The sequence below is a fragment of the Microcoleus sp. PH2017_28_MFU_U_A genome (assembly GCF_020738035.1).
In the GTDB taxonomy this organism is placed as follows: domain Bacteria; phylum Cyanobacteriota; class Cyanobacteriia; order Cyanobacteriales; family Microcoleaceae; genus Microcoleus.
Genome location: NZ_JAEQCX010000058.1, coordinates 38,703 through 62,549, shown reverse-complemented (window position 1 = coordinate 62,549; position 23,847 = coordinate 38,703). Strand labels below are relative to the sequence as shown.

At 46.0% G+C, this 23,847-nt stretch carries 18 protein-coding genes; 14 read left to right on the top strand and 4 right to left on the bottom strand.

Annotated features, from left to right (window positions below):
• Positions 1-438 precede the first annotated feature (438 nt).
• From JGK14_RS14760 to JGK14_RS14745, 4 genes are all read left to right on the top strand, one after another.
• Complete coding sequence (locus JGK14_RS14760) at positions 439-2,112, top strand: dipeptide ABC transporter ATP-binding protein (protein ID WP_293189617.1); 1,674 nt, start codon at positions 439-441, stop codon at positions 2,110-2,112.
• A 125-nt stretch (positions 2,113-2,237) separates the two neighbouring features.
• The gene (locus JGK14_RS14755; protein WP_293175888.1) at positions 2,238-3,311 is read left to right on the top strand and encodes an RNA polymerase sigma factor, RpoD/SigA family; all 1,074 of its coding nucleotides are present in this window, start codon (positions 2,238-2,240) and stop codon (positions 3,309-3,311) included.
• Between the two features lie 477 nt (positions 3,312-3,788).
• Entirely contained in the window at positions 3,789-4,274 is a 486-nt protein-coding gene (locus tag JGK14_RS14750) for a GNAT family N-acetyltransferase (RefSeq protein ID WP_293217454.1), read from the top strand.
• Positions 4,275-4,488: 214 nt separating this feature from the next.
• Complete coding sequence (locus tag JGK14_RS14745; RefSeq protein ID WP_293175884.1) at positions 4,489-4,695, top strand: glycogen debranching protein; 207 nt, start codon at positions 4,489-4,491, stop codon at positions 4,693-4,695.
• A gap of 122 nt (positions 4,696-4,817) precedes the next feature.
• Here the strand turns inward: JGK14_RS14745 and JGK14_RS14740 are convergent, their stop codons facing one another.
• A complete protein-coding gene (locus tag JGK14_RS14740) occupies positions 4,818-5,132 on the bottom strand; it encodes a hypothetical protein (RefSeq protein WP_293175882.1) in 315 nt (104 codons plus the stop codon).
• A 98-nt stretch (positions 5,133-5,230) separates the two neighbouring features.
• Here JGK14_RS14740 and JGK14_RS14735 point away from each other — a divergent pair, with 98 nt between their 5' ends.
• The 4 genes from JGK14_RS14735 to JGK14_RS14720 all read left to right on the top strand — a co-directional run bounded on the left by JGK14_RS14735 (position 5,231) and on the right by JGK14_RS14720 (position 9,463).
• Positions 5,231-6,226: an AEC family transporter gene (locus JGK14_RS14735; RefSeq protein WP_293175880.1), complete on the top strand. Its 996-nt coding sequence runs from the start codon at positions 5,231-5,233 to the stop codon at positions 6,224-6,226.
• A gap of 221 nt (positions 6,227-6,447) precedes the next feature.
• Positions 6,448-7,287 (top strand): Uma2 family endonuclease, encoded by an 840-nt coding sequence (locus tag JGK14_RS14730; RefSeq protein ID WP_325315216.1) that lies wholly within the window; start codon positions 6,448-6,450, stop codon positions 7,285-7,287.
• Between the two features lie 146 nt (positions 7,288-7,433).
• Complete coding sequence (locus JGK14_RS14725) at positions 7,434-8,927, top strand: hypothetical protein (protein WP_325315215.1); 1,494 nt, start codon at positions 7,434-7,436, stop codon at positions 8,925-8,927.
• A 122-nt stretch (positions 8,928-9,049) separates the two neighbouring features.
• Positions 9,050-9,463: a nuclear transport factor 2 family protein gene (locus JGK14_RS14720; protein WP_293175875.1), complete on the top strand. Its 414-nt coding sequence runs from the start codon at positions 9,050-9,052 to the stop codon at positions 9,461-9,463.
• 397 nt (positions 9,464-9,860) lie between these two features.
• Here JGK14_RS14720 and JGK14_RS14715 read toward each other — a convergent pair whose 3' ends face one another.
• The gene (locus JGK14_RS14715; RefSeq protein ID WP_293195945.1) at positions 9,861-10,529 is read right to left on the bottom strand and encodes a 2OG-Fe dioxygenase family protein; all 669 of its coding nucleotides are present in this window, start codon (positions 10,527-10,529) and stop codon (positions 9,861-9,863) included.
• A 110-nt stretch (positions 10,530-10,639) separates the two neighbouring features.
• On the opposite strand from JGK14_RS14715, the gene JGK14_RS14710 reads away from it, so the two are divergent.
• Positions 10,640-10,786: a hypothetical protein gene (locus tag JGK14_RS14710; protein WP_293202728.1), complete on the top strand. Its 147-nt coding sequence runs from the start codon at positions 10,640-10,642 to the stop codon at positions 10,784-10,786.
• Here JGK14_RS14710 and JGK14_RS14705 read toward each other — a convergent pair.
• Entirely contained in the window at positions 10,783-11,544 is a 762-nt protein-coding gene (locus tag JGK14_RS14705; RefSeq protein ID WP_293175869.1) for an HpcH/HpaI aldolase family protein, read from the bottom strand. The genes JGK14_RS14710 and JGK14_RS14705 overlap by 4 nt on opposite strands.
• A 334-nt stretch (positions 11,545-11,878) precedes the next feature.
• Positions 11,879-12,391: a hypothetical protein gene (locus tag JGK14_RS14700; RefSeq protein WP_293175867.1), complete on the bottom strand. Its 513-nt coding sequence runs from the start codon at positions 12,389-12,391 to the stop codon at positions 11,879-11,881.
• 133 nt (positions 12,392-12,524) lie between these two features.
• Here JGK14_RS14700 and JGK14_RS14695 point away from each other — a divergent pair, with 133 nt between their 5' ends.
• The 5 genes from JGK14_RS14695 to JGK14_RS14675 all read left to right on the top strand — a co-directional run bounded on the left by JGK14_RS14695 (position 12,525) and on the right by JGK14_RS14675 (position 23,720).
• Positions 12,525-14,627, top strand: a complete 2,103-nt coding sequence (locus JGK14_RS14695; protein ID WP_293229077.1) for an FAD-dependent oxidoreductase — start codon at positions 12,525-12,527, stop codon at positions 14,625-14,627.
• 413 nt (positions 14,628-15,040) lie between these two features.
• Positions 15,041-15,868, top strand: a complete 828-nt coding sequence (map, locus tag JGK14_RS14690) for a type I methionyl aminopeptidase (RefSeq protein WP_293175863.1) — start codon at positions 15,041-15,043, stop codon at positions 15,866-15,868.
• A 437-nt stretch (positions 15,869-16,305) separates the two neighbouring features.
• A complete protein-coding gene (locus JGK14_RS14685; protein WP_293155027.1) occupies positions 16,306-16,998 on the top strand; it encodes a response regulator transcription factor in 693 nt (230 codons plus the stop codon).
• Between the two features lie 509 nt (positions 16,999-17,507).
• Positions 17,508-17,885 carry a hypothetical protein gene (locus JGK14_RS14680; protein ID WP_293175861.1) on the top strand — a complete coding sequence of 126 codons (378 nt, stop codon included), beginning with the start codon at positions 17,508-17,510 and terminating at the stop codon, positions 17,883-17,885.
• Between the two features lie 636 nt (positions 17,886-18,521).
• The gene (locus JGK14_RS14675; RefSeq protein ID WP_325315214.1) at positions 18,522-23,720 is read left to right on the top strand and encodes an nSTAND1 domain-containing NTPase; all 5,199 of its coding nucleotides are present in this window, start codon (positions 18,522-18,524) and stop codon (positions 23,718-23,720) included.
• The last annotated feature ends 127 nt before the right edge of the window (positions 23,721-23,847 follow it).

Sequence of the window (23,847 nt, the reverse complement as noted above, 5' to 3'; positions counted from 1 at the left end):
CAGTTGGCAGTTGGCAGTTGGCAGTTGGCAGTTGGCAGTTGGCAGTTGGCAGTTGGCAGTTGGCAGTTGGCAGTTGGCAGTTGGCAGTTGGCAGTTGGCTGTGGTCATTAGTTATCAAATACTGACTAACAACTGACAACTAACTGACAACTAATAATTAACTGCTATCATGTCTGGTCGATTGTCATTAATAAAATTGTTTGTAGTAAGGATGAAATTTATCCCGTCACCCCGATTGATGACTCGCCGTCCTCACTACGAACGATTTAGGATTATATGACGGGACATGATATGACCAATAACCAATAACCAATAACTAACAACTAATAACTAACAACTAATAATTAACAACCAATAACCAATAACCAATAACCAATAACCAATAACCAATAACCAATAACCAATAACCAATAACTAAGGACTAAGGACTAAGGACTAATGACTAATGACTCTTCTCTATTTTCGGTTGAAAATCTGCGAGTAGCTTATCCTCAGCGGCGGGGCCAATCCGGTTGGGCCGTTGATGGGGTTTCCCTGGCGTTGGAACCGGGGGAAAAACTGGGATTAGTTGGGGAGTCTGGGTGCGGTAAGTCAACTTTGGGTAGGGCGGCGATGCGGTTGCTGCCGGATTCGACTTTGGTTGAGGGGCGGGTTGGTTTTGGTGGAGAGTCGGTGTTTGAGATGAATGCTTCGCGGCTCAGACGCTTTCGGGGCGAAGCTGTGGCATTGATTTTTCAAGATCCGATGACTCGTCTCGATCCTTTGATGACTGTTGGGGAACACTGCATTGAGACTTTGCAGGCTCACAGACCGAATTTGAATCGCAAGGAAGCTAAGAAACGGGCGATCGAGATTTTGGATGCTGTGAAAATTCCGGCGTCTCGCTGGTCGCAATTTCCCCACGAATTTAGCGGTGGAATGCGCCAAAGAGTGGCAATTGCTTTGGCTCTTTTGCTCGATCCTAAATTAATTGTGGCGGATGAACCGACGACGAGTTTGGATGTAACTGTCGCTGCTCAGATTTTGCAGGAGTTAACCCGACTTTGCGCTTCAAGAGGAACGGCGATTTTATTGATTTCTCACGATTTGGCGATGGTGGCTGAGTATTGCGATCGCATTGCGGTGATGTACGGCGGCAAAGTCGTGGAAACGGGGCCAGTGCTGGATGTTTTTGAACGGCCGCAACACGAATATACTCGATCGCTCCTGAAAGCAGCTTTGCACATTCAAGCTGATTCGGGTAAAGGGTTAACATCGGAGGAAAGAAGGACTGAAGTCCTCACTACAAACTTAACAAATTCACCTCTGTTGACTGTGACGAATTTACAGCAGCACTACAGTTTAGAAAGCAATTTATTAGACCAGTTATTTTCGAGGAACCGCCAGGTAATTAAAGCCGTAGACGGCGTTAGTTTAGAGCTGGAGCGGGGAGAAATCCTCGGGCTTGTAGGGGAGTCCGGCTGCGGCAAAAGTACGTTATCGCGCACAATTTTGCGACTGATTCCCCCGACAGGTGGGAAAGTGGAATTTCAAGGCATAGATATCACTGCCTTGAGCCGCGATGCTGTCAGGAAACACCGCCGCCAAATGCAAATGGTATTTCAAGATCCTCACGCTTGCTTGAATCCAATGATGACTGTCGGGCAAAGTATTGCCGATCCTTTGTTGATTCACAAATTAGCTAATGGAGAGGAAGCTAAAAAACAAGTAATCCAAATGTTAGAGCGGGTGGGTTTGACTCCTGGGGAGGATTTCTTTCGCCGCTATCCGGGGGAACTGTCGGGGGGACAACAGCAGCGGGTTTCCATCGCCAGAGCTTTGATTACTCGGCCGCAACTGATTATTTGCGACGAACCTGTGAGTATGCTGGATGCTAGCGTACAGACTCAAGTATTAGAGCTGATGTTGGAGTTGAAGCAGGAATTTAATTTGACTTATCTGTTTATTACCCACGATTTGTGGGTGGCGAGATTTTTTTGCGATCGCATTGCGGTAATGAATTCGGGAAAAATTGTGGAAATCGGGAAAACTAGGGATATTTTTACTAATCCGCAGCACCCTTATACTCAGGAGTTATTGCAGGCTGCTCCTTTACTGGCTCGAACTCAATAAAAATGTATAAAATTAGCGCAATCAGATATTAGTCAGCAACTTCTATATGGATTTCGGAAATTTCTGATTAAATTCGTTACAGTGAAGGGATACTTTTCAAATCATCCCACGGACACCAAGCAAATATGGCAAAATCTGACTTAGGCAGTTTTGCGGTGGCATCCGAAGCCTCACTCGAAATCGCAGAGGATGAGGACACCGAGATCGATCGTCCGACGGTAAGTAGATCGTCAGCATACAACAGTTGGTCTGCCGACGATCCCGTGGGAGCTTTGTTCAAAGAAATGGCTCGCTATCCCCTACTGACTGCCACCGAAGAGGTAGAGTTGGCGCGCCGCGTTCAAGAATTGGTAGCCCTTCAGGAACTAGAAGAGCGTTTAAAGCAGGAATTGGACAGAGTGCCCACAAAAGCTGAACTAGCCACGGCTTTGGGGGTGAGCGAAACTCAACTGCAACAGATCCGCTACCAGTGTCAGTCGGCGAAACGGAAAATGATCAGCTCTAATTTGCGCTTGGTGGTTTCGATTGCCAAACGCTATCTCAACCGGGGCGTGCCTTTTCTTGATTTAATTCAGGAAGGATCTTTGGGTTTGAACCGAGCCGCCGAAAAGTTCGATCCTGAGAAGGGTTATAAATTTTCTACCTATGCCTATTGGTGGATTCGCCAAGGAATTACCCGCACAATTGCCAATCAAGGGCGGACAATTCGGTTGCCGGTTCACATTGTCGAACAGTTAAATAAACTCAAAAGAGTTTATCGGGATTTGAGGCGTTCTCTTCAACGCAATCCCACTGAACTTGAACTTGCTAAAGAAATGGAAGTTACTTCCGAACAGCTTCGTTACCTCCAGCAAGTGCGCCGCCAATCTTTGTCTCTCAACCACCGCATCGGCACGGAAGAAAGTTCGGAACTTTTGGATGTTATTGAAGATAATGCAACGCAATCTCCCGAAGCTCAGATGAATGAGATGATGATGCGCCAAGATATTTTGGAGGTGTTGGATAATATTTTGACTGAGCGGGAAAAAGAGATTGTTGCTATGCGTTACGGTTTGATAACTGGCGAACCTTACACTTTAGAAGAAGTCAGTAGTTTGTTCAATCTGTCCCGCGAACGAGTCCGTCAAATTCAAAATAAGGCTATGCGAAAGCTGCGCCGCCCTCAGGTGACGGAACGGTTGAAGGGCTGGTTGAAATAAGCTTCAAAACATTGAGTTTGCATTGTGAAAAGTCTTAAATATTGGACGGCGAATGAAATTCGCGTCTATACAAACAAAACCCGCGGAGGCGGGTTTAATTGGTTTAACTGGTTCCAAGGCAGGGGAGCATCTTATTTTTGTAAAAAGCATTTTTTTCTTATAGTGCGAGCGTCCCCGCTCGCGTATCGTATAATACGCGATCGCCCCCGCTCGCGTATCGTATAATACGCGATCGCCCCCGCTCGCGTATCGTATAATACGCGATCGCCCCCGCTCGCACTATTAAATGCAAAACTGAGATCCTCCCCCAAGGCAGAGCCTTGGAACAGATATTCAGAGGCTCTGCCTCGGCTGGGAAAAAAGGAGGCAGAGCCTCCAGATCTGCGTTACTAGGCAGGAGCCTGGTAACGAGTAGAATTAAAAATATCTTGATGTGGTATTTTAAATTGTTGATTGTCGCTTACTACTGATTGATTTATGTCTGATGAGGTGATTTTGCGTCCAGCTACCCGTGCTGATGTGCCGGTGCTGTTTGATTTGATTAAGGCTTTAGCTGAGTACGAAAAGTTATCTGATGCGGTAACAGGTAATGCGGTAGATTTGGAAAATCATTTGTTTGCCGATCGCCCTTTTGCTGAAGCGATTCTAGCAGAATCCGAAGGTCGGATTGTCGGCTGGGCGCTATTTTTTTACAATTATTCTACTTTTTTGACTCAGCCGGGGATTTATTTGGAGGATTTGTTTGTGCTCCCTGAGTTTCGCGGGCGGGGAATTGGCAAGTCTTTGATTGTTTATTTGGCGCGGTTGACGGTGGAAAGGGGCTGCGGGCGCTTGGAGTGGAGTGTGCTTGATTGGAATGAATTGGCGATCGGATTTTACAAGGGTATCGGTGCTGATGTGATGCCCGACTGGCGGATTTGCCGGGTGGCGGGGGAGTCTTTGGCGAGTTTGGCCTCGAAGTGATTTTATCAGTTGGCGATCGCACTACGACTCTCAAAAACGACTCTCAGAAACCGGGCTTTTTGCTGAATCTGCCGTCTGTAACCCGTCTTTTCCCGAAAAACCCGGTTTCTGGGCACCTCGTGGGTCAATTTTGGGTTGGGTAAATCCTAGTAAATAATTGGCAAAAATATAGGAAAATTTAAGTGACAGTAGATTTTGACTGAGAGAGTAGATCGTGATTATTTGGGTAAACGAGCAAATCGATCCGTCGGGTATTCTTTATGCTTGCATTGCTTGTGGCGATGAGACTCAAGCCAAGCAATGCCACGAATCTTTTGAGCAGAATTTGACGGCAGAGCAAAAACAGCAGGGCTGGGTTGCTACATTGCGAACAGTTACTTCTTGGGATGAGGTGCCTGTTAATTCTTTGAAATTGAATTGATGAGGGCAAGTTAGTCGATTTTAGATTTTAGATTTTAGATTTTAGATTGACTCCACAGATGCAATTTGGGAGTTTGAACTTTCGTCTAAAATTTTGATCGATACCCTCCGTCGTGTTGGCGCTTAATATGCGTTTTTGGTTGACTTATCAGCAGATTTAGTCTCGCTGTATTGAGGTGCGATCGCAACTGCCGGAAAACACAGCATATAATTTCGGAAAATGCCAGATAACTCGTTAGCAGAGCCTTCTAAGACGATCGCACTTTTGTAAAATTCAAACAAATCTGGTGAAAGTGTATCTGAAAGTACAATGCTGCAATCGTTGATGTCTGATACTCTCAAAATTGTGTCCTCCTGGCTGCGGGAATTTGGGCGGGAAATTGCGGGGGCGCAGTTCCCCGGCGGGAGGGTGAAACAGCCTGCATCCTGCGATCCCATAGCTGCAAGTTCCGCTAACGACAAATCGCATTTTTCAAACTGGTTTTAGCCTTACTATTAGTCAATAGAGGCATTTCAAATTGTCAAGTTAAGTTTTTATGATTGAGACATTATTTCACGCTTATACGCCTCTAGTGATCTGGACTGGGTTGGGACTGCTGGTATTTCGGTACATCCCAGTTGATTTTCCTAAGCTGCTGAGCCGCTTTCTGTTCTGGATTGGGATACCCCTGCAAATTGCAGTTTTAGCCCGTCAGAGCGATTTTTCCGGTGCTGTCGGATTCACACCGGCGATCGCCATATTCGTATTATTTGTCAGTACGAGTTTAGCTTGGTTGACTTGGGTATTATTACGGCGGCTGAGCACCCGCCACGTCAAAAAGCCATATTTTGACGGCAAACATTCTGTAGTTAATTTATTTCTATTAAATATAAATTCCCTGACGCGATCGAGCCAAGGCAGTTTTATCCTAGCTGCGATGTTAGGGAATACCGGCTTTGTCGGATTAGCAATCACCCCCGCGATCATCAGCAGCGATAACAACAACTGGGCCGTCTTGTACAGCGTCACCAACAACGTGATGGGAAGCTACGGATTTGGTGTATTTCTTGCTAGCTATTTCGGGCATTCCGATGGAAAAAATCACTGGTGGATTCAGCTTCGGGACGTGCTAACAGTTCCAGCCCTGTGGGCATTTATCATTGGTTTTTTTACCAGAAGTGTCCCCCTGCCTGAGACTGTAGAATCGGGATTGCAGACGGCAGTTTTAGGGGTAATTGCTAGTGCTTTGGTGTTGGTTGGTATCCGGCTGAGAGCTATTAAAACATGGCAAAGTTTTGAACTAGCGTTAATCCCGTCGCTGTTAAAAGTGGTAATTGTGCCGGTGCTGATCGGATTGGGTGCTAGTTTTTTCGGATTGAGCGGCGATCCGAGGTTGGTTTTGGTGTTGATGTCGGGAACGCCCACGGCTCTTTCGGTGCTGATTTTAGCAGAAATATATGAACTCGATCGCGATTTGTTAGCTAGCAGTATCGCCCTCACTTCTGTCGGTTTGCTGTTGATGCTTCCGCTGTGGTTGGCTTGCTTTATTTGATATTAACTGAGTTGGCTGTTGACTGTTGACTGTTGACTGTTGCTCGAAGGAAGAGGGAAGAAGGAAAAATAGTCCTTGATGCACATAATCTGTCTGTAGGGTGTGCAGCGTGCAATTTTACCATGACAATAGCTGGCGGTTGCTAATATTAGCTGAATTGTCAAATTAGATGACTCTAAAATTTCGGATTACAATTGACAATAAATGCACGGGAAACGACGATGAACGAGACAATAACTGCTACAGGTTTGCCTCCTGCATTCCCCGATCATACCCAACTGCCAGAGGAAGACGGTACATTTGTGAAGAATTTTCAGGAGCATCCGCAGAGTATCATTCTGACAGATTCGATCGCGTCGGTGGTAGAGCGGCTGCATCCAGACGGACAATATGCGATCGGGCAAGATTGCGGAATTTACTGGCGAGAAACTGACCCGCCAGAGCGAGGCGCAGAAGCACCGGATTGGTTTTATGTGCCCAACGTACCGCCAACAATCGACGGTTATCGCCGTTCTTATGTACTTTGGCGGGAACACATGGCTCCGTTCATTGCTTTAGAGTTTGCTAGCGGGAATGGAGATGAAGAGCGCGATCGCACTCCGCTAGCTGTAGCCGCTGACGGTACTACAACTAAACCGGGTAAGTTTTGGGTTTACGAAAGAATTATCCGCATTCCTTACTACGGCATTTATGAAATTAAAACGGGCAATTTAGAAGTCTATCACCTGATAGATTTTGTCTATCGCAGGATCGAGCCAAACGAACGCGGTCACTATCCCATTCCTGTATTAGATGTAGAATTGGGACTTTGGCAGGGAAGTTATCAAAATCAAGAAATGCTTTGGCTGCGGTGGTGGGATTCCCAGGGGAATTTGCTGTTAATTGGCTCCGAACAAGTTGAAATTGAGCGGGCTAGAGTCGAGCAAGAACGGCAAAGAGCCGAACAAGCAGAGCGAAAAGCCGAGCAAGCAGAGCGAAAAGCCGAACAAGCGGAGCGAAAAGCCGCCCAGTTAGCCGATCGACTGCGAGCAATGGGCATCGATCCGGATGCTGAGGATTGAGATCGAATCTGATGGCCTCGGAGTTATACTGAGCGTGCGATCGCCCGCTTCCAGTACCGAAAAAATTTGAATTGGTTTTACCGGGACTGAGGAACAGACAGCAAAGCGAACAGAAACAGCCAACAATCCTATCTATCTATTCCCCGATGACAAACTCAGTTTTGATCGATCGTTTAGGTAACTGGAACCCGCAACTGCTGCGGGAACTTCGCGGTAGACTCAAACCCCACACAGTCATTGCAGCGGTCTCATTTTCGGTCATCTTCCAAATTATTTTACTGCTGATTGCCTCGCCAAATTCCCGCCCCGTCCCAGAAAGCTGCTGGCTGGACTTGTGGCAAATCATCACTTGGATGCTCCCCTATGTAACATTTACCCTCGGAAGTTATTGGATAGTCAACGACATCGGACAGGAACAGAAACGGGGAACTCTGAATTTTATTCGCCTGAGTCCGTGTCCGGCGTGGCAGATTCTGCTGGGTAAAATGCTGGGCGTTCCCGTACTGCTGTATATTTTCCTGGGGCTGATGGTTCCCCTGCACTGCTTGGCGGGCTTGCAAGCGGGGGTTTCGCTGCCCCTGATTGCCAGCGTCTATCTGATGCTCCCGCTGGGATGCGCTATATGCTACAGCGTAGTGATGCTCTGCGGGCTGGTAAGTGAAACACAGAGAACAGGGAACCCACCACAGGCAACAGCCTTTGGAGTTGGGGCGATCGCCTGTTGCGCGATCGCCCCATTGTACATGAGCTGGAACACCGCCATCACATGGCGGCCGCTGTTGGCGAATTCAGAAATATTCGGATACCCACATCCTGTTGTTTCGTGGTTTTTGCTCCCGATTAACAACATAGGTGTGGTGTCTCACACTTTTAGTTTAGTGGTGTTAGGCACTACTGCGTTTTTGCTGTGGCGAATATTGTTGCGGAATTTCAACAAACCTCGATCGACTGCGATCGGCAAACGGCAAAGTTATGCCATTTTAGCTGGTGTAGAAGTTCTCGCTCTAGGCTTTTTCCTACCCACAAGCGTGGTGGATGAGCAGAACGCCACCTTGGCAGCTATCTCGATGTACGTTTTGACCGTTATGCTGCTGCTGGTTTTAATGCTTACTATCTGCCCTCAACGCCAAGCTTTATTAGAGTGGGTACGCTATGATTCTCCCGGCTGGCAAAGCTTAATTTGGTCGGATCGAAGCCCTCTGTTAGTGGCTGTTATTATCCATCTAATCGTAGCAAGTGCGCTGTTAGTACCTTGGCTATTTTGGATAGGTATCGGCACTAAAAAACTTGTAGAAACAGGTCTTTTAGTTCTGTGTACGACAAATACGATCTTAATATCCGCCACCTTCGTGCAACAAGTTTGTGCGACGAAAATTCGCAATCCAATGGGATGGGCGAGCTGTGGATTCAGCATTTGGTTGCTCCTTGCTCCCGGAATGCTCCTATATTGGGAACTCATCCCCGATCGCATTCCTGCAACCGCCGCACTTTGGACGCTATTCGGCTATGGGTTTTGGCAGTTCTACAAACCAACAGCAATACCTTTTGTGGGATTGGGAATTCTTGCTCAATGGCTGTTTCTAGCATTTCTGCTGAGGAGATTTCAGAAAACTATGCAGAAATTAAAAGTAGGAACTTAGTACGATTTTAGATTTGGGATTGGGAACGATCGCAATTCGAGTTCTATACTAGGGCAATCCCAATTATTTCGCACAAATCGTAAGTCTAGCGGACTTCCTTCCAGTCACAAACCACAAAGCTTATGGAAACCAAACCACCTCTACCGCCCTTTACGCTAGAAACAGCAAAAGCCAAAGTTCAAGCTGCCGAAGATGCCTGGAATACCCGCGATCCCGAACGAGTAGCCCTAGCTTATACAGAAGATTCTGAGTGGAGAAACCGCGCGGAATTCTTCAGCGGACGGGAACAAATCAAAGCTTTTTTAACACGAAAATGGGCAAAAGAATTAGATTACCGTTTAAAGAAAGAACTGTGGAGTTTTACAGATAATCGGATTTCTGTCCGCTTCGAGTATGAATGGCACGATGATTCAGGCTACTGGTATCGCGCCTATGGAAACGAACAGTGGGAATTTGCCGAAAATGGGTTAATGCGAAGACGTGAAGCCAGCATTAATGATGTTCCAATTCTAGAGTCTGAACGCAAATTTCGATAACTCCTAAACCTATCCAAAGGTACGTAGTTGCGCTTCAGCGCTCCAAAGGTACGTAGTTGCGCTTCAGCGCTCCAAAGGTACGTAGTTGCGCTTCAGCGCTCTTAGGTACGTAGTTGCGCTTCAGCGCTCCAAAGGTACGTAGTTGCGCTTCAGCGCTCTAAAGGTACGTAGTTGCGCTTCAGCGCTCCAAAGGTACGTAGTTGCGCTTCAGCGCTCCAAAGGTACGTAGTTGCGCTTCAGCGCTCCAAAGGTATAGCCTTTTTCAAAAAGTGAGGTATGACTGATACGTTATGTAACCAGTCCCGCTAAGAGGGCTGAAGCCCAACAACGTACCTCACCTTTCTGAGAACCGCTATAGTTGCGCTTTAGCGCTAAAGCGCAACAACATACCTCATCCTCAATCAGTAAGCAAACTAGGAGAAGTGATCACAAAGACATCCCTAGTTCCGACTCCTTCCACTTCCGGTTTAATCGGCGTAGTAAAGTGAAAAAACTCGTGATCGTTGACTAACAGCAATTCTCCCGGATGCAGAATTTTATTAAAAACAGGCTTCTCTTTCTTCGCCAAATACAAATGCGTTTCCCCGCCCACAATATTAGTGCGATCGACCGAGAAAATCGCGATAAAATCAGTACCGTCTTGGTGAATGCCTTCCGGTGCGGGGTTGCCGAAATTTTTCGGCGAACAACTCGTCCTGATTTGATGCACTCCGATTTCAGCTTCCGGGTGAATTTTGCATGAATCGAAGAAAGCAAAAATCAGTTGTTTGAAGTTATCGAGCGCAATTAGCCGATCGTCCAATTCAGCAAATTCCCGCCGGATGTCGCCCACCACCGGATTGTACTCTTTGCTTTGAAACAAATAGCCGTGAGGTAACTTAACTAACTCATTCCCGTTCACGACAAACCGCGACAATCTTCTCGAACGATACTTGCCTTTAATATAAGGATCTACAGGCATATCGTTAAAAAATGGCTTGAAACCTTCTAGCTTAATCGAGTTTACCTTCTTAAAAGTAAACATGAAAGCATAGTCCAAATGAATGGATTCTAATATGGTTTTCATGGATTATTCTCCTTTAAGCCTTGCTCCCCTCCTAAGTTTTGCCTTAAGAAGGTTTATACTTCTACTCTAGCTCAGGTTTTTTGAATGAGTCGTAAAAAATACTACAAAATTTGCAAAGATATCGTAAAGAAGGAAGAAGGAAGAGGGAAGAGGGAAGAGGGAAGAAGGAAGAGGGAAGAGGTAAAAAGACATACACAGCAAGCTTTTTAGCGATCGCTATTTCACATTTAATTAAGTGGATTTACTTAGCAACTTAATTCCGCACTGCTTTGACTAGCGACTGACAAGCCCGCAGGAAGACGGCAACATCGACCCCAACTGCAACGTACTGAACGCCAGCATCAATCCACTGCTTGGCGATTTCCGGGTTGTCGGCAAAAGTACCTGCTGCTTTACCTGCTTTGCGGATGGTTTGCACTGCTTCCTGCATCATGTCGATGACTCGCCGATCGCGAACTTGGCCCGGAATGCCGATCGACTGTGACAGATCGTAAGGCCCCAAAAAAATCACATCAATATGAGGGACTGTCACAATTTCTGCCAGGTTCTCGATGCCACCTTTACCTTCGATGTGAATCACCACCAAGGATTCTTCATTGAGTTTGTCCGTGATATCAACGCCCGCAGCAGTATAACGTCCGGCCCGCGTAGCGAAAGAAAGGCCGCGCGCGCCCAGAGGACTGTATTTAGCGCTTTTGACAGCGATTTCGGCATCGATTTTGCTTTCAATTTGAGGTATTTGAACCCCTGCGCTGCCGATGTCGAGAGCTCGTTGAATTTGTGGGCCGTCGTTTTTGCGGACGCGGACGATGGGTGCAATTCCGACGCAGTCGGCGGCGCGGCACAAATCTTCAGCCGCTAGCGGGTGCAGGGGGCCGTGTTCCATGTCGATGACGGCGAAATCAAATCCAGCATGACCGCAGATTTCCATGAATGCGGGATAGGCGCAGTTCATAAATAAGCCGAGGACTGTTTCGCCTTGTTTGATTTTTTGTTTGAGTTCGTTTTGACGCATAAGTTTGGAATTTTTAACCGCAGATGAACGGCGATTGACGCGGATTATTTTAAATCTTATAACGGGTGCATCTGGTTTTAGCAAATATATCCGTAGGGGCGAAGCATGACCGCAGTAAATATAAAATTATAACTAATAACTTATATGCGGTCATGCTTCTTCAGGCTTCAACAACCAGATGCACGCCTTATAGCTCAATACGGTTTACTTAAGATAGTCCGAAGAGAGGAACGAAGCAATCTCCGTATCTATTTCTCATCGGATTTTACCCCCAGGGCGCTATATCAGTAAACGGTATTGCCTTATAGCTCACAAAATCCCGCAACAAGTTACTTTATGTTAAGAGAATTGACATAAATTTTATAGCTGATTTTGCTTCTATTTTAAAAGGAATCAAACACAAAAGCCATGCAAAAATAAACATTCCTAATATCGGTAAAAATATTGGGCCCACAGAGGGTTCTACTAACCAAGCAAATAAAGCAAACATTCCAATACTGCCCGTTGTCCACAGCCAAAGAATCATAAATGCTAGGACTATTTTATGTAAAGTCAGCCTAATTTTGATGGAACAACCAAACGGTTGAGAATGGATATCTCCTTCGATAATTGGCAAAAATGAATTGCGGCCCGTGATGATGCGACTGATTTTGAAGGTATTGCCAGAAATTGTTCCTTCGTAAGGTTTTGCAGGTGGCGGGCCGAAGGGTAGAGTTACTCTAAAAAGTTTGGGAGGAGTGACAACTTCGTCCAACCTGTGCAAAACTTCCGAAAAAGTTAAACTTGTCGTAATTGTTAAACTCTCAAAAGGAATCAAAGATCTAAAAAATTTGACGATTTTAAGCATAAGGTTTATCCTGCTTTTATATAGTTGTTGATGGTATTTATGCCTCTTGTATAAAAAAGTTTGCCCTGACAACACGGCGAAATACCAGTATACTGCAAAATAAACATTTGGATGCGATGAGTGTTGTTCACTTATGTCTAAATTGATTCCACAATCTCCGATTAAACTGCGACGGTATCTATTTTCTTCGCTCAAAGGTCGATCGCTCGTCACCTTCACCCTCAGCCTGATTACCTCCCTCTCGGCTATTACCCCAGCCTTGGCTGCGCTTCCTCGCAATCCCGACAAAGAGGAAACTTGCGACATTCTCGTAGCCGGTGGCGGGCTAGCAGGTGCTGCTACCGCCTACGAAGGTTTGCTGGCGGGGCGCACCGTTTGCATCACCGAAATTACTGACTGGCTGGGCGGTCAAATTTCCTCCCAGGGAACCTCCGCACTAGATGAAAGAGACACTCAGCGATCGCTCTTATTTTACCCGCGCGGCTACCTAGAACTGCGGCAGCGCATCAAGGAACATTACGGGAGACTAAATCCCGGCGGCTGTTGGGTTAGCTATTCCTGTTTTATGCCCTACAACGGCCACAAAATTCTATCTGACATTTTGCAAGATGCCGCAGAAAAAGGCAAAGGGAAGCTGAAATGGTTTCCCAATACGGTGATTAAAGAACTAGCAGTTACTCCGGCCTCGGCGGGGAATGCGGTTGGGGGCCAACAGATTAAAAGTGCGATCGGCATTCAACACAAACCAGCCCCCAATACCGGGCCAATCAACACCGAAACTCTGTCTCAAACCATCGAAGATGCCTATCGCTACGAAAACTCGGCGCGATTTAACAAAACTATTATTCGGTTTACTTCCAAACCACCAAACCAGTCAAAATCCCAACCGAGAGGTGCAGATTGGTTCGTGGTAGATGCGACTGAAACAGGCGAATTAATCGGACTTGCCGATGTTCCCTACCGCCTGGGAATTGACCCGCGTTCTCCTCTGGAACCTTCCTCCGCCAGCCCCAACGGCGACACTTACTGCACCCAAGGTTTTACCTACACTTTTGCCATGGAGGCAACGAAGGAACCGCAGCAGCACCAACAGCCGTCTTTCTATCAACAATACGCTCCTTACTACAGTTATGAATTAGCGAGATTAGCTAGTTTTCCGCTAGTTTTTAGCTACCGCCAAATTAGGAGCATGAGACCGGATGAGCCGCGCCCTGCCGACCCGAAGCAATTCCCGATTTATCCTGGGGATATTTCCATGCAAAACTGGACGTGGGGGAATGATTACCGTCCCGGTTCTGCCGAGGATAATTTAATTTATTCTCGATCGCAATTGGCAGCAAACGGTCAACTGCAACCGGGCGGCTGGATGGGCGGTTTGCGCGCGGAAACTTTGCGCCGCGGTGAAGAGAATGCGAAAGGATATTTCTACTGGCTGGTAGCAGGAACCACTGACTCGCAATTAGGTAATGGAGTGAAAAAGCCTTATCCTAACAATCGCTTTTTGAGCGGCTTGGATTCGCCCATGGGGACGGTTCACGGACTTTCTAAGTATCCTTATATGCGGGAGGGGCGGCGGATTATTGGGCGGCCGACTTTTACTCAACCTCAAGGTTTTACGGTGTGGGAAGTTGATATGTCTCGCAATGATTTTAAGACGGATTTTTACCGCCAGAATTTGTCGGAACAAGAGTATCGCAATTTGTGGCTGGCTTTGGGAGGCTTGAATGCGCCGGCTTTGGCTGTGGGAATTCAGTCTGTTGAGGAGACAAAATCGCGATCGCGCGCCACGATTTATCCTGATAGTGTAGGTATCGGTCATTATGCGATCGACTTTCACCCCTGCATGACCAACAGCCCGCCAGAAGCACCGGGAAACACCGAACGCGAAGGCACTCGCAAAGGTCAAGGATCGGCTTATCCGTTCCAAATTCCCCTGCGGGCAATGATTCCTCAGAAGATTGACAATATGTTAGTGGCGGGTAAAAGTATTGCTGTCAGCCACACGGCAGCGGCTGCTTATCGAGTGCATTCCTTTGAATGGTCTGCTGGGGCTGCTGCGGGAGTTACCGCTGCTTTTTCCCTAGAAAAGGGGATTTTACCCTATGAATTGGTGGACGAATTGCCCTCCCGCGAGCCAAATTTGGAGGCGTTGCAGTTGCGGTTGCAGCAAAATAAGAATCCGATCGCATTTCCGGGTACTTCTATCTTCAATAGTTCGTGGCAAAACTGGAAATAAATAAGAAGTCATTAGTCAGTTGTCATTAGTCAGAAGGAAGAGGGAAGAAGGAAAAAAGAGGATTGTTCCCATTCTCCCCCTGTCCCCCCTGTCCCCCCTCTCCCCCTCTCCCCCTCTCCCCCTCTCCCTCTCCCGTGCAGATTACCAAGAAAAATATTAAGCTAGCTAAAGGACAAGCGATCGACAGCTCGGAACAACAAACCCGTTTTTCCCCAAAAAACCCAATATTTGCCGTTTTTTGCTTTTATAGCAATCGCCCCAGCGATGAGGACATAAATAACCTCATGAATAGAGCCTCCTAACCCATAGCATCAACGGTTTGATTTCCTGACTGTGCAACTGTCAACTGTCCACTGTCAACTGTCCACTGCTATACCCGCCCTCAAATCACAAAATTACCTGACATTCAATACATGAATATTTTTAGCAGTCTGCTTTCTGGCCCAACTAAAGAACCCCAAGTCACAAAACAGCGTCGAGGCATTGAAATTAAGTCTGAACGCGAAATCGAAATAATGCGGCAAGCAGCGAAAATTGTCGCCACGGTTCTGAAAGAAATTTCTCAACTTGTAAAACCGGGAATGACTACTGCTGATTTGGATGTTTATGCCGAAAGACGCATCCGTGAAATGGGTGCAACTCCAAGTTTTAAAGGTTATCACGGTTTTACTGGTTCAATTTGTTCTAGCATTAATAACGAAGTTGTTCACGGCATCCCCAGCCCTAAAAAAGTAATTCGATCCGGAGATGTTCTCAAAGTAGATACGGGAGCATATTATCAAGGTTTTCACGGCGATTCTTGCATCACGATCGCAGTTGTGGAAGTGACACCGGAATCGGCAAAATTAATTAGAGTTGCAGAAGAAGCTCTCTATAAAGGTATCGAACAAGTCAAGGCTGGTGCTTATTTGCTCGATCTCGCTGGTGCGATCGAAGATCATGTCAAAAGCAACGGTTTTAGCATTGTTGAGGAGTTTACAGGCCACGGTGTCGGGCGCAATTTGCACGAGGAACCGTCGGTTTTCAATTTCCGCACCCGCGAAATGCCTAACGTGAAATTGCGATCGGGTATGACATTGGCGATCGAACCGATTTTGAATGCAGGTTCTAAGTACACTCGGACGCTTGCTGACAAGTGGACTGCTGTAACGGTTGACAATGCTATGTCTGCTCAGTTCGAGCATACTGTGTTGGTGACGGATACCGGTTATGAAATTTTGACCGATCGTTCAAAAGTTTAATTGGGAAGGCTTTAAGAATAGACAAGATTTTCAACAGTTGACAGTTGACAGTTGAAGAACGACCTCTACCTTTAAGTCCGAGGATTGGAATAATCAATAGTCTGATTTTAATTTCTCCCGATCGGGCTTTCAACCAATTCTTTCTGGTAAAAGTCTTTTTGATCAATTTTTCGGGCGACGATCTGAGCATCGTCCCACAACAATCATTTTTGTGGGACGACGATCTGGAGAATCGCCCCAGAAAAAATGATTGTTGTGGGATGGGCCGGAAAGCCAGTCCTAACTATTTTTGTAATCTTGTCTGTTGGATCGAAACCCAACTCAAAACTTTTGAGTTTAATCGCAATTTTTGGAGTTGCTTCTATAGATGGAGTGAAAAAATAGTTGAATTCGGCTAAATTAAAAGATAATAGTGGTAAAACGTAAGGGTAAGGGATATGTCAGCAAGACTATTATTGGTAGATGATGAACCGGGCTTGCGGGAAGCAGTACAAGCTTATTTGGAAGATAGCGATTTTTCGGTTGAGGTTGCCAGTAATGCTCGGGATGGCTGGGAACTCTTGCAGCAGATGAATCCGGATTTGGTGATTTCAGATATTATGATGCCGCAGGTGGACGGCTATCAGTTTCTCAAGCAAGTGCGGGAAGATCCTCGCTATAAGGCTTTGCCGGTGGTGTTTTTGACGGCTAAGGGGATGACTGGCGATCGCATTCAAGGCTATCAAGCAGGCTGCGATGCTTATCTTTCTAAACCCTTCGATCCCGACGAGTTAGTGGCAATTGTCACGAATTTGCTCGCCCGCCGCGCGGCGGCTAAGGAGACGGGCGGCAATGCTGAAAGTCCTGATATTGCTGCTTTGGCCAGCCAAATGGCGAGAATTGAGTCTTTGCTAAGCGGGCGGAGTGCGATCGTCCAAAGTAGTTCGTCGGTTAAAATTGATTTGACTCCGCGAGAGCAAAGTGTTTTGGATTTGGTTGCTCAAGGTTTGATGAATAAGGAAATTGCCCGCCGCTTGGAAACTAGCGTGCGGAATGTGGAAAAGTACGTCAGCCGTTTGTTTAGCAAAACTGGTACTAACAGCCGTACTGAGTTGGTTCGCTACGCTCTCGAACACGGTTTGACAAAGTAGCAACCGTCTCGATTTTGCTGGTGGCTCTTCCTCGCCACTCTGCATTACCAGACTCTTCCTGGTAACGAGAATTCTGTCCAATCAATCAAGGTACGTAGTTGGGCTTCAGCCCTCTTTAGATATATAGCCTTTCGAGCGAAAGATGAGGTATGCCGATGTATGCTGCAACCCTTACGATGTCAAGCTTTTTCTCACAAAATTGCTCCGCGAACCTTTTAGAGAAAGGCTATATGTCCCAAGAGGGCTAAAGCCCAACTACGTACCTATTTACCCTCCTTTCCAAAATTACTTACAGGAAAACCTGATTGTTTAAGAGTTTTCAAGTAATCAATAGAAACGGGAAGAGTTAGCCGGATACCCTCCGTCAGGCAAACTTGCCCCGAAGTGTCACATATCGGGTATATTTTCTCGAAAATAAGCGACGATTAAATAATAGCAGCGCAGTCAAGTAGCGGCCGATGTTTAAATTTATAGCAGCACCAAAATTTAGTTGATACTAGGAGGAGATTATGAGGAAAAGCACGGCGCGACAAACGATAAGTGCAATGGTAGCACTGCCGATCGTACTAATTGCCAATAACACTCAAGTTTTAGCTACTGATACCGGTCAGAAAATCGAGCCAAACAAGCAAGTTTCTAATTTAGGTGATGAGCTTGATTTAGAGATGGCGGCACCAACCACAACAATCCTCATTGAAGAAAGCGAAGATTGGGATCGACCTGATTTTTCAGCTACTAATTTAGATATGGAGATTGATAAAATTCTGATCGAAAATGCGATCGAAAATGTGCAAGTTGTCATTGAGGAACCGCCGCCCGTAGTTTATCTCAGTGCGGCGAGGGGCCAGCAAAGCAGGGAATGCAAGATTTCAGCCGTTTGCGAATAACTGCATCAGATTTGTGGGATTTTTGGCGATTCCCTACGGGATAGCTACGCTTCACGACTTTTTTGCTCGGGAGAATGTGAGCCACCGAGGGTAAAAAAAATCAGTAAAATCCGGTTGATTTTCCTGAGATTATGATAATAACAGAGTATGTATTTCTTCGGGTATGTTTTAAGGGCGATCGGCTAATATAATCGGACAGTTTCAGAGCTGAGGTACGGGCAGCTAAAAACAAGGTACGTTGTTGGGCTTTAGCCCTAAGAGTTTAATTGGTTATATAAGCTGTCAGGCATACCTCATCTTTTTGAGAAAGGCTATATTTATTATATCGTTGACCGTTGCATAGGAATGATTTAACCGCAGAGAACACAGAGGACACAGAGAGAGAATAGAACTCTGAATAATTGTGATGTTAGAGGCTACTCCCGAATCCGATCCCCCCTAACCCCCCTTAATAAGGGGGGGGGGACAAGAAATATCCTCAAAGTCCCCCTTCTTAAGGGGGATTTAGGGGGATCGAGATATATGCAACTTCACATTAAATTGGTATCAACAGTCAACTGTCAACTGTCAACTGTCAACTGTCAACTATCAACTGTCAACTGAAAGCATCTATATCTATCAGGATTTTCAAATATTATGGTTAATTCGCACTGCCACCAAGACACCGCAGCAGAGCAAAATAAAAGTGCGCTGCAAACTCTCTCCCGGACTCTTTCAATGTCTCAGGGGCAATTTTCGCTGATTTTGGTGCGGTGCAATTACAGTGCGATGCGAGAACAAACTGTACGGCAATTGCGGCAGCAGTCTGGTGTCGAGATTCGAGAAATTGTCCTCCCGAAATCTGTTAAAACTCTGTACACGACGATAGAAACCGAACTTGAAGGCAGCCAGCCTCAAGCTTTAATGGTGTTTGGATTGGAATCGGTAAGTGCGATCGATCGCGTACTGACATCTACCAACTACGTCAGGGAAGAATTTCGCAATAATTTTCCCTTCCCAGTGGTGCTGTGGGTGACAGACAAAATCTTAAAAAAACTGATTCGGTTAGTCACAGATATCGAGACTTGGACGACAAGTGTTGAATTTGTGCTGGGCCCAGACGAGTTGGTGGATTTTTTGGGCAAAAGTTGCGATCGCATTTTTGCTAAGATTTTAGAAAGCGGCAAATGGCGTTTAAGTAACTCTGCCATTCTCGGAGCCAATTCTTTAGCTGAATTAGAGTCGGCGAGACAAGACTTGCAAACTTGCAACATCAGGTTAGAACCAGCTATTGAAGCAAGCTTGCAATTTATTCGCGCCCGAGACGAATATGCTGGTCATCGCATCCATGCAGCTCTTGAATTGTATCAAAAAAGTCTCAGTTTTTGGAAGTATCAAGTAGCATTTATCGGCCCAAAAACAGAATTTAGCGATTTATTATTTACCGTTCACCCTGCACCAGTATTAGAGGGAATTCTAGTATTTCACATCGGTCTTTGCTACCGTTTTCAAGCAGAAAAACACCGCAGTGGCAACCGTCCTTACTGGACGGAAGCTAAAAATTATTTTCAGCAATGTATTGATGTTATAGAACGTGCGGGACAGCCGGATGCCGTCGGTATATTCATCAATCAACTCGGCGAAGTATTGCAGCATTTAGAAGATTGGGATGCACTCTGGAATTTAGCTATCAAAGCTCGGAGGTTACATGAAAATATGGAAAACTCAACAGTTAATTTGGCTCAAGATTACGGCTTTTTGGCTAGAGTAGCCTTAGAGCAAAAGAATTGGCAAGGGGCGAAAGAATGGGCTTTAGTCGCCCTACAAGCTCTCAACTCAAAATTTGAAGCGACGGGACACGCAACGCCTCTAACATCGCAGCATCTAGGCTTATATCTGTTAATTTTAGCAGAGGCTCAGAGCGAGTTGGGCGAGATTGAGGAGGCGATCGCACATTTAGAGCTAGCTCGATCGCAAACCGAACCTTGCTACAACCCGCAACTGTATTTGCGGGTTTTAGAAATGCTGCGAGGATTCTATTTTCAGCGGGGAGAATATCTCAAAGCATTTCAGCTTAAGCAAGATTATCGAGCGGTAGAACATACGTATCGCTTCCGAGCTTTTATTGGAGCCGGAAAATTGCAGCCACACAGAGAAGCGATTAATCCCGCCGAAACAGTTGCCGCCGCTCCTACTATTGCTGACGAAATTACCGCTTCCGGTAGAGAAGCAGACCTCAATCGCTTGATATATAGGATGAACAATACCCCGGACAAACTGACAGTAATTTACGGTCAGTCTGGAGTTGGCAAAAGTTCAATTGTCACCGGGGGATTAGTGCCGGCTCTCAAGCAAAAAAAGATCGAAATGCGGACTGTTTTGCCTGTAGTGCTGCAAGTTTACAACAACTGGCCGCGGGAATTGACCAGACAGTTATCTGCCGGGAAAGCTGAAATATTCGATCGCGAAATTTTCGATGCAGTACCGGGATCGGCTTCGGGAGATTTGAGCGCAGCAGGCGCAGCCAACGGCAATCTGCGGCAGGAATTTAACGGCGGCTCGGTTGGAGTAAATCAGGATCGGATTGAGCAGTCACAGCCTGTAGAAGTAATTGTCGAAAAACAGGCGATCGAATATGAGAAAATCATCAAAGAGTTGCAAACAAACTCAGAACATCTAGTAACTGTTCTGATATTTGACCAATTTGAAGAATTCTTTTTCGTGTGGAAAGAGCCTGCGGAAAGACAGATATTCTTTGATTTTTTGCGGGAATGCTTGACAATCAAGTATTTAAAAGTCGTCCTGTCTTTGCGGGAAGATTACCTGCACTATTTGCTGGAATTTTCCCGACCCAAAAACCCAACAAAATTTATCAACAATGATATTTTGGCGGACGTTCTCAGCAAAGATATTCTGTTTTATTTGGGTAATTTTTCCCAGGGCGATGCGCGAGCGGTAATTCGCACTTTAACTGAACGATCGCAGTTTTACTTAGAACCGGAGCTGATCGAAGAATTAGTCAAAGATTTAGCTGGAGAATTGGGAGAAGTCCGCCCGATCGAACTGCAACTTGTGGGCGCTCAACTCCAACAAGAGGACATTAGAACTTTAACTCAATATCAAGAACTGGGCAACAGTCCCCAACAAAAATTAGTCGAAAGATTTCTCGAAGAAGTCATCAAAGATTGCGGGCCAGAAAATGAAGGGGCTGCTCGCCGAATATTGTATTTTCTCACAGATGAAGATGAGATTCGCCCCCTGAAAACCCGCGCCGAATTAGCCTCCGATCTAGCGATATTTGCAGCCACTGATAAATTAGATTTAGTCTTAGAACTGTTAGTCAAATCCGGTTTAGTTTTTCGGTGGACTGAACTGCCGGCAGAGCTTTATCAGCTCGTTCACGACTATCTAGTTAGCTTCATCCGCCAGCAGCAGGAATTAGATAAAAAAGCAGAATTTGAGGAACTACGCAAGCAAAACCAAATTAACCGAGATGAAATTGAACAAATTCGTAAAGACAGAGAGCGAGATGCTTTGCTGTCGGAAGCTAGAGACAACCAGCGCTTAGCTAGAGACAAACAGCACCAAGCGGAAGCTCAACTTTATCAAACTCGGAGATGGCAATTGCGGGCGGCGATTCTAGGAGTGCTGGTACTCGGAGGTGTTTCTTGGATAGGATTCGAGCAAGCAAAATTAGCAGAAAGCGCGCGGCAAGAAGCAGAAACAAGTCGGACTGATGCCCTAAATTCCGCATCGGAGGCTTTGGTGCTTTCTAATGAAAAAAATCAATTAGGAGTGTTGGAAAATAGTATCAAAATCGGTCGCGATTCTCTGAAAAGTACGGCGCTGCCTGTGGATACTAAAAATAAGATTGCTGAGAGGCTCAGACAAGCAGTTTCGGGGGTGCAAGAACGCAACCGTTTTGAGCAGCACAGCAAGTTTGTTTTGGATGTGAGTGTGAGTCCAGATGGCAATTCAGTTGCTTCGGCAAGTGCTGACAAAACGGTTAAATTGTGGAGCAAAGAAGGTAAGTTATTAAAGACTTTCAAGCACGGCGATAGCGTGACGAGTGTTAGTTTTAGCCCGGATGGGAAAACGATCGCAACTGGTGGCGCCGATCGCACAATTAAAATTTGGCAAGTGGATAACGACAAAAGTGCGATCGTAACTTTATCCGGCCACACCAAAATTGTTACCAGCGTCAGTTTCAGCCCCGACGGCAAAACCCTAGCTTCCGGGAGTCACGACAACACCGTCAAAATCTGGAACCTGGAAACAAAAAAATTGCTGCAAACCTTAACCAAACACAAAGACTGGGTGCTCGGCGTCAGTTTCAGCCCCGACGGCAAAACAATTGCGACCGCAAGTGTTGACAAAACTATCAAACTTTGGAATCGCAAAGGTAAAACCCAGAAATTTCAAATTAATCCCAAAACATTAACCAAACATTCTGACATTGTTTACAGCGTGAAGTTCAGTCCCGACAGCCAACAAATCGTCTCAGCCAGTGCCGACACCACAGCCAAAATTTGGAATCGAAAGGGTGAGGAAATCAAAACTCTCAAAGGACACAACGACGGAGTTGTCAGCGCGAGTTTCAGTCGCGACGGCGAAAAAATAGTTACAGGCAGCGCCGACGATACCGTAAAAATTTGGAGTCGCAGCGGCAATTTGCTCAACACTTTTCGAGGACATCAAGACGACGTGAGGGCCGTAACTTTCAGCAGCGACGGCACGATTGCTTCCGCCAGCAAGGACAAGATGGTGAAACTTTGGCAACCAAACAGCACTCCGTTGAATAAGATTTTATCCGGGCATGGAGATTGGGTTTATAAAGTCAGTTTTAGTGGGGACGGCAAAACAATTGCATCTGCTAGTGGCGATAATACGGTAAGACTTTGGCGCCCTGATGGGAGTTTAATCAAAACCTTAACAGACCACAAGGATTCTGTTACCTGGACGAGCTTTTCGCCAGACAATAAAACTGTGGCTTCTGCCAGCGATGACAAAACCGTGAAAGTCTGGAGTTTAAACGGGAAACTGTTAGATACCCTGCGTCATAGTGGCCTTGTGAGAAGCGTGAGTTTTAGTCCAGATGGCAAGATAATTGCCGCCGCCAGTGCCGATCGCAAATTGTATCTCTGGCGCTGGAACGGTACTAAAGCAACAATGCTTGCAAAACTCGATCACAGCAATCCAGTAATTAGCGTTAGTTTCAGCCCTGACGGCAAAACAATTGCTACTGCTACCGCTGCTGAGAATAAAGCAAGTGAAACACAAAATGATGCTGAAATGGCTGGAGAAAAGAGAGTTTACCTCTGGCAATTTAACGGTACATCGGCGAAGATGCTGAAATCTCTCGATCACGCAGACAGTGTAAGAAATGTCAGTTTCAGTCCAGATGGTAAGACTATTGCTGCTGGTTGTGCTGACAAAAAAGTTTACTTGTGGGCTTTTGATGGTAAGACAGCTAATTTAACTGAAAAACTCAACCACAGCGATACTGTGGAAAGCGTGAGTTTCAGCGCAGACGGCAAATTGATTGCGGCAGCGAGTGCGGGAAATACTGTTAAGCTGTGGAATTTTGACGGCAAGAAGGCGCTGCTATCGAAGACTTTGGAATCGAGCGATCGGGTGTTGAGCGTTACTTTTAGTTCTGACAGCAAAACTCTGGGTTTTGCTAGCAGGGATCGGACTGTAATTCTGTTACCTGTGGAGAATTTGGAGCTAAATAATATTATTGCTCGGAGTTGCGAGTGGTTGGGGGATTATTTACAGAATGACCCAAATGTCGCTGAGGGCGATCGATTGCTTTGTCTTGGGTTTGGCAAGCAGGCGTTAAATAAGAAGAAGTAAAGCTACAGGTACGTAGTTGCGCTTCAGCGCTCTTAAGGTACGTAGTTGCGCTTCAGCGCTCTTTGGTACGTAGTTGCGCTTCAGCGCTCTTAAGGTACGTAGTTGCGCTTCAGCGCTCTTAAGGTAC

What these genes read in the sequence shown, in the direction of transcription:
- JGK14_RS14750 (WP_293217454.1), top strand. Translation starts at nt 3,789, where the DNA reads ATGTCTGATGAGGTGATTTTGCGTCCAGCTACCCGTGCTGATGTGCCG.
- JGK14_RS14760 (WP_293189617.1), top strand. Translation starts at nt 439, where the DNA reads ATGACTAATGACTCTTCTCTATTTTCGGTTGAAAATCTGCGAGTAGCT.
- JGK14_RS14680 (WP_293175861.1), top strand. Translation starts at nt 17,508, where the DNA reads ATGAGGAAAAGCACGGCGCGACAAACGATAAGTGCAATGGTAGCACTG.
- JGK14_RS14720 (WP_293175875.1), top strand. Translation starts at nt 9,050, where the DNA reads ATGGAAACCAAACCACCTCTACCGCCCTTTACGCTAGAAACAGCAAAA.
- JGK14_RS14695 (WP_293229077.1), top strand. Translation starts at nt 12,525, where the DNA reads ATGTCTAAATTGATTCCACAATCTCCGATTAAACTGCGACGGTATCTA.
- JGK14_RS14715 (WP_293195945.1), bottom strand. Translation starts at nt 10,529, where the DNA reads ATGAAAACCATATTAGAATCCATTCATTTGGACTATGCTTTCATGTTT.
- map (WP_293175863.1), top strand. Translation starts at nt 15,041, where the DNA reads ATGAATATTTTTAGCAGTCTGCTTTCTGGCCCAACTAAAGAACCCCAA.
- JGK14_RS14705 (WP_293175869.1), bottom strand. Translation starts at nt 11,544, where the DNA reads ATGCGTCAAAACGAACTCAAACAAAAAATCAAACAAGGCGAAACAGTC.
- JGK14_RS14755 (WP_293175888.1), top strand. Translation starts at nt 2,238, where the DNA reads ATGGCAAAATCTGACTTAGGCAGTTTTGCGGTGGCATCCGAAGCCTCA.
- JGK14_RS14735 (WP_293175880.1), top strand. Translation starts at nt 5,231, where the DNA reads ATGATTGAGACATTATTTCACGCTTATACGCCTCTAGTGATCTGGACT.
- JGK14_RS14730 (WP_325315216.1), top strand. Translation starts at nt 6,448, where the DNA reads ATGAACGAGACAATAACTGCTACAGGTTTGCCTCCTGCATTCCCCGAT.
- JGK14_RS14685 (WP_293155027.1), top strand. Translation starts at nt 16,306, where the DNA reads ATGTCAGCAAGACTATTATTGGTAGATGATGAACCGGGCTTGCGGGAA.
- JGK14_RS14725 (WP_325315215.1), top strand. Translation starts at nt 7,434, where the DNA reads ATGACAAACTCAGTTTTGATCGATCGTTTAGGTAACTGGAACCCGCAA.
- JGK14_RS14740 (WP_293175882.1), bottom strand. Translation starts at nt 5,132, where the DNA reads ATGGGATCGCAGGATGCAGGCTGTTTCACCCTCCCGCCGGGGAACTGC.
- JGK14_RS14675 (WP_325315214.1), top strand. Translation starts at nt 18,522, where the DNA reads ATGGTTAATTCGCACTGCCACCAAGACACCGCAGCAGAGCAAAATAAA.
- JGK14_RS14700 (WP_293175867.1), bottom strand. Translation starts at nt 12,391, where the DNA reads ATGCTTAAAATCGTCAAATTTTTTAGATCTTTGATTCCTTTTGAGAGT.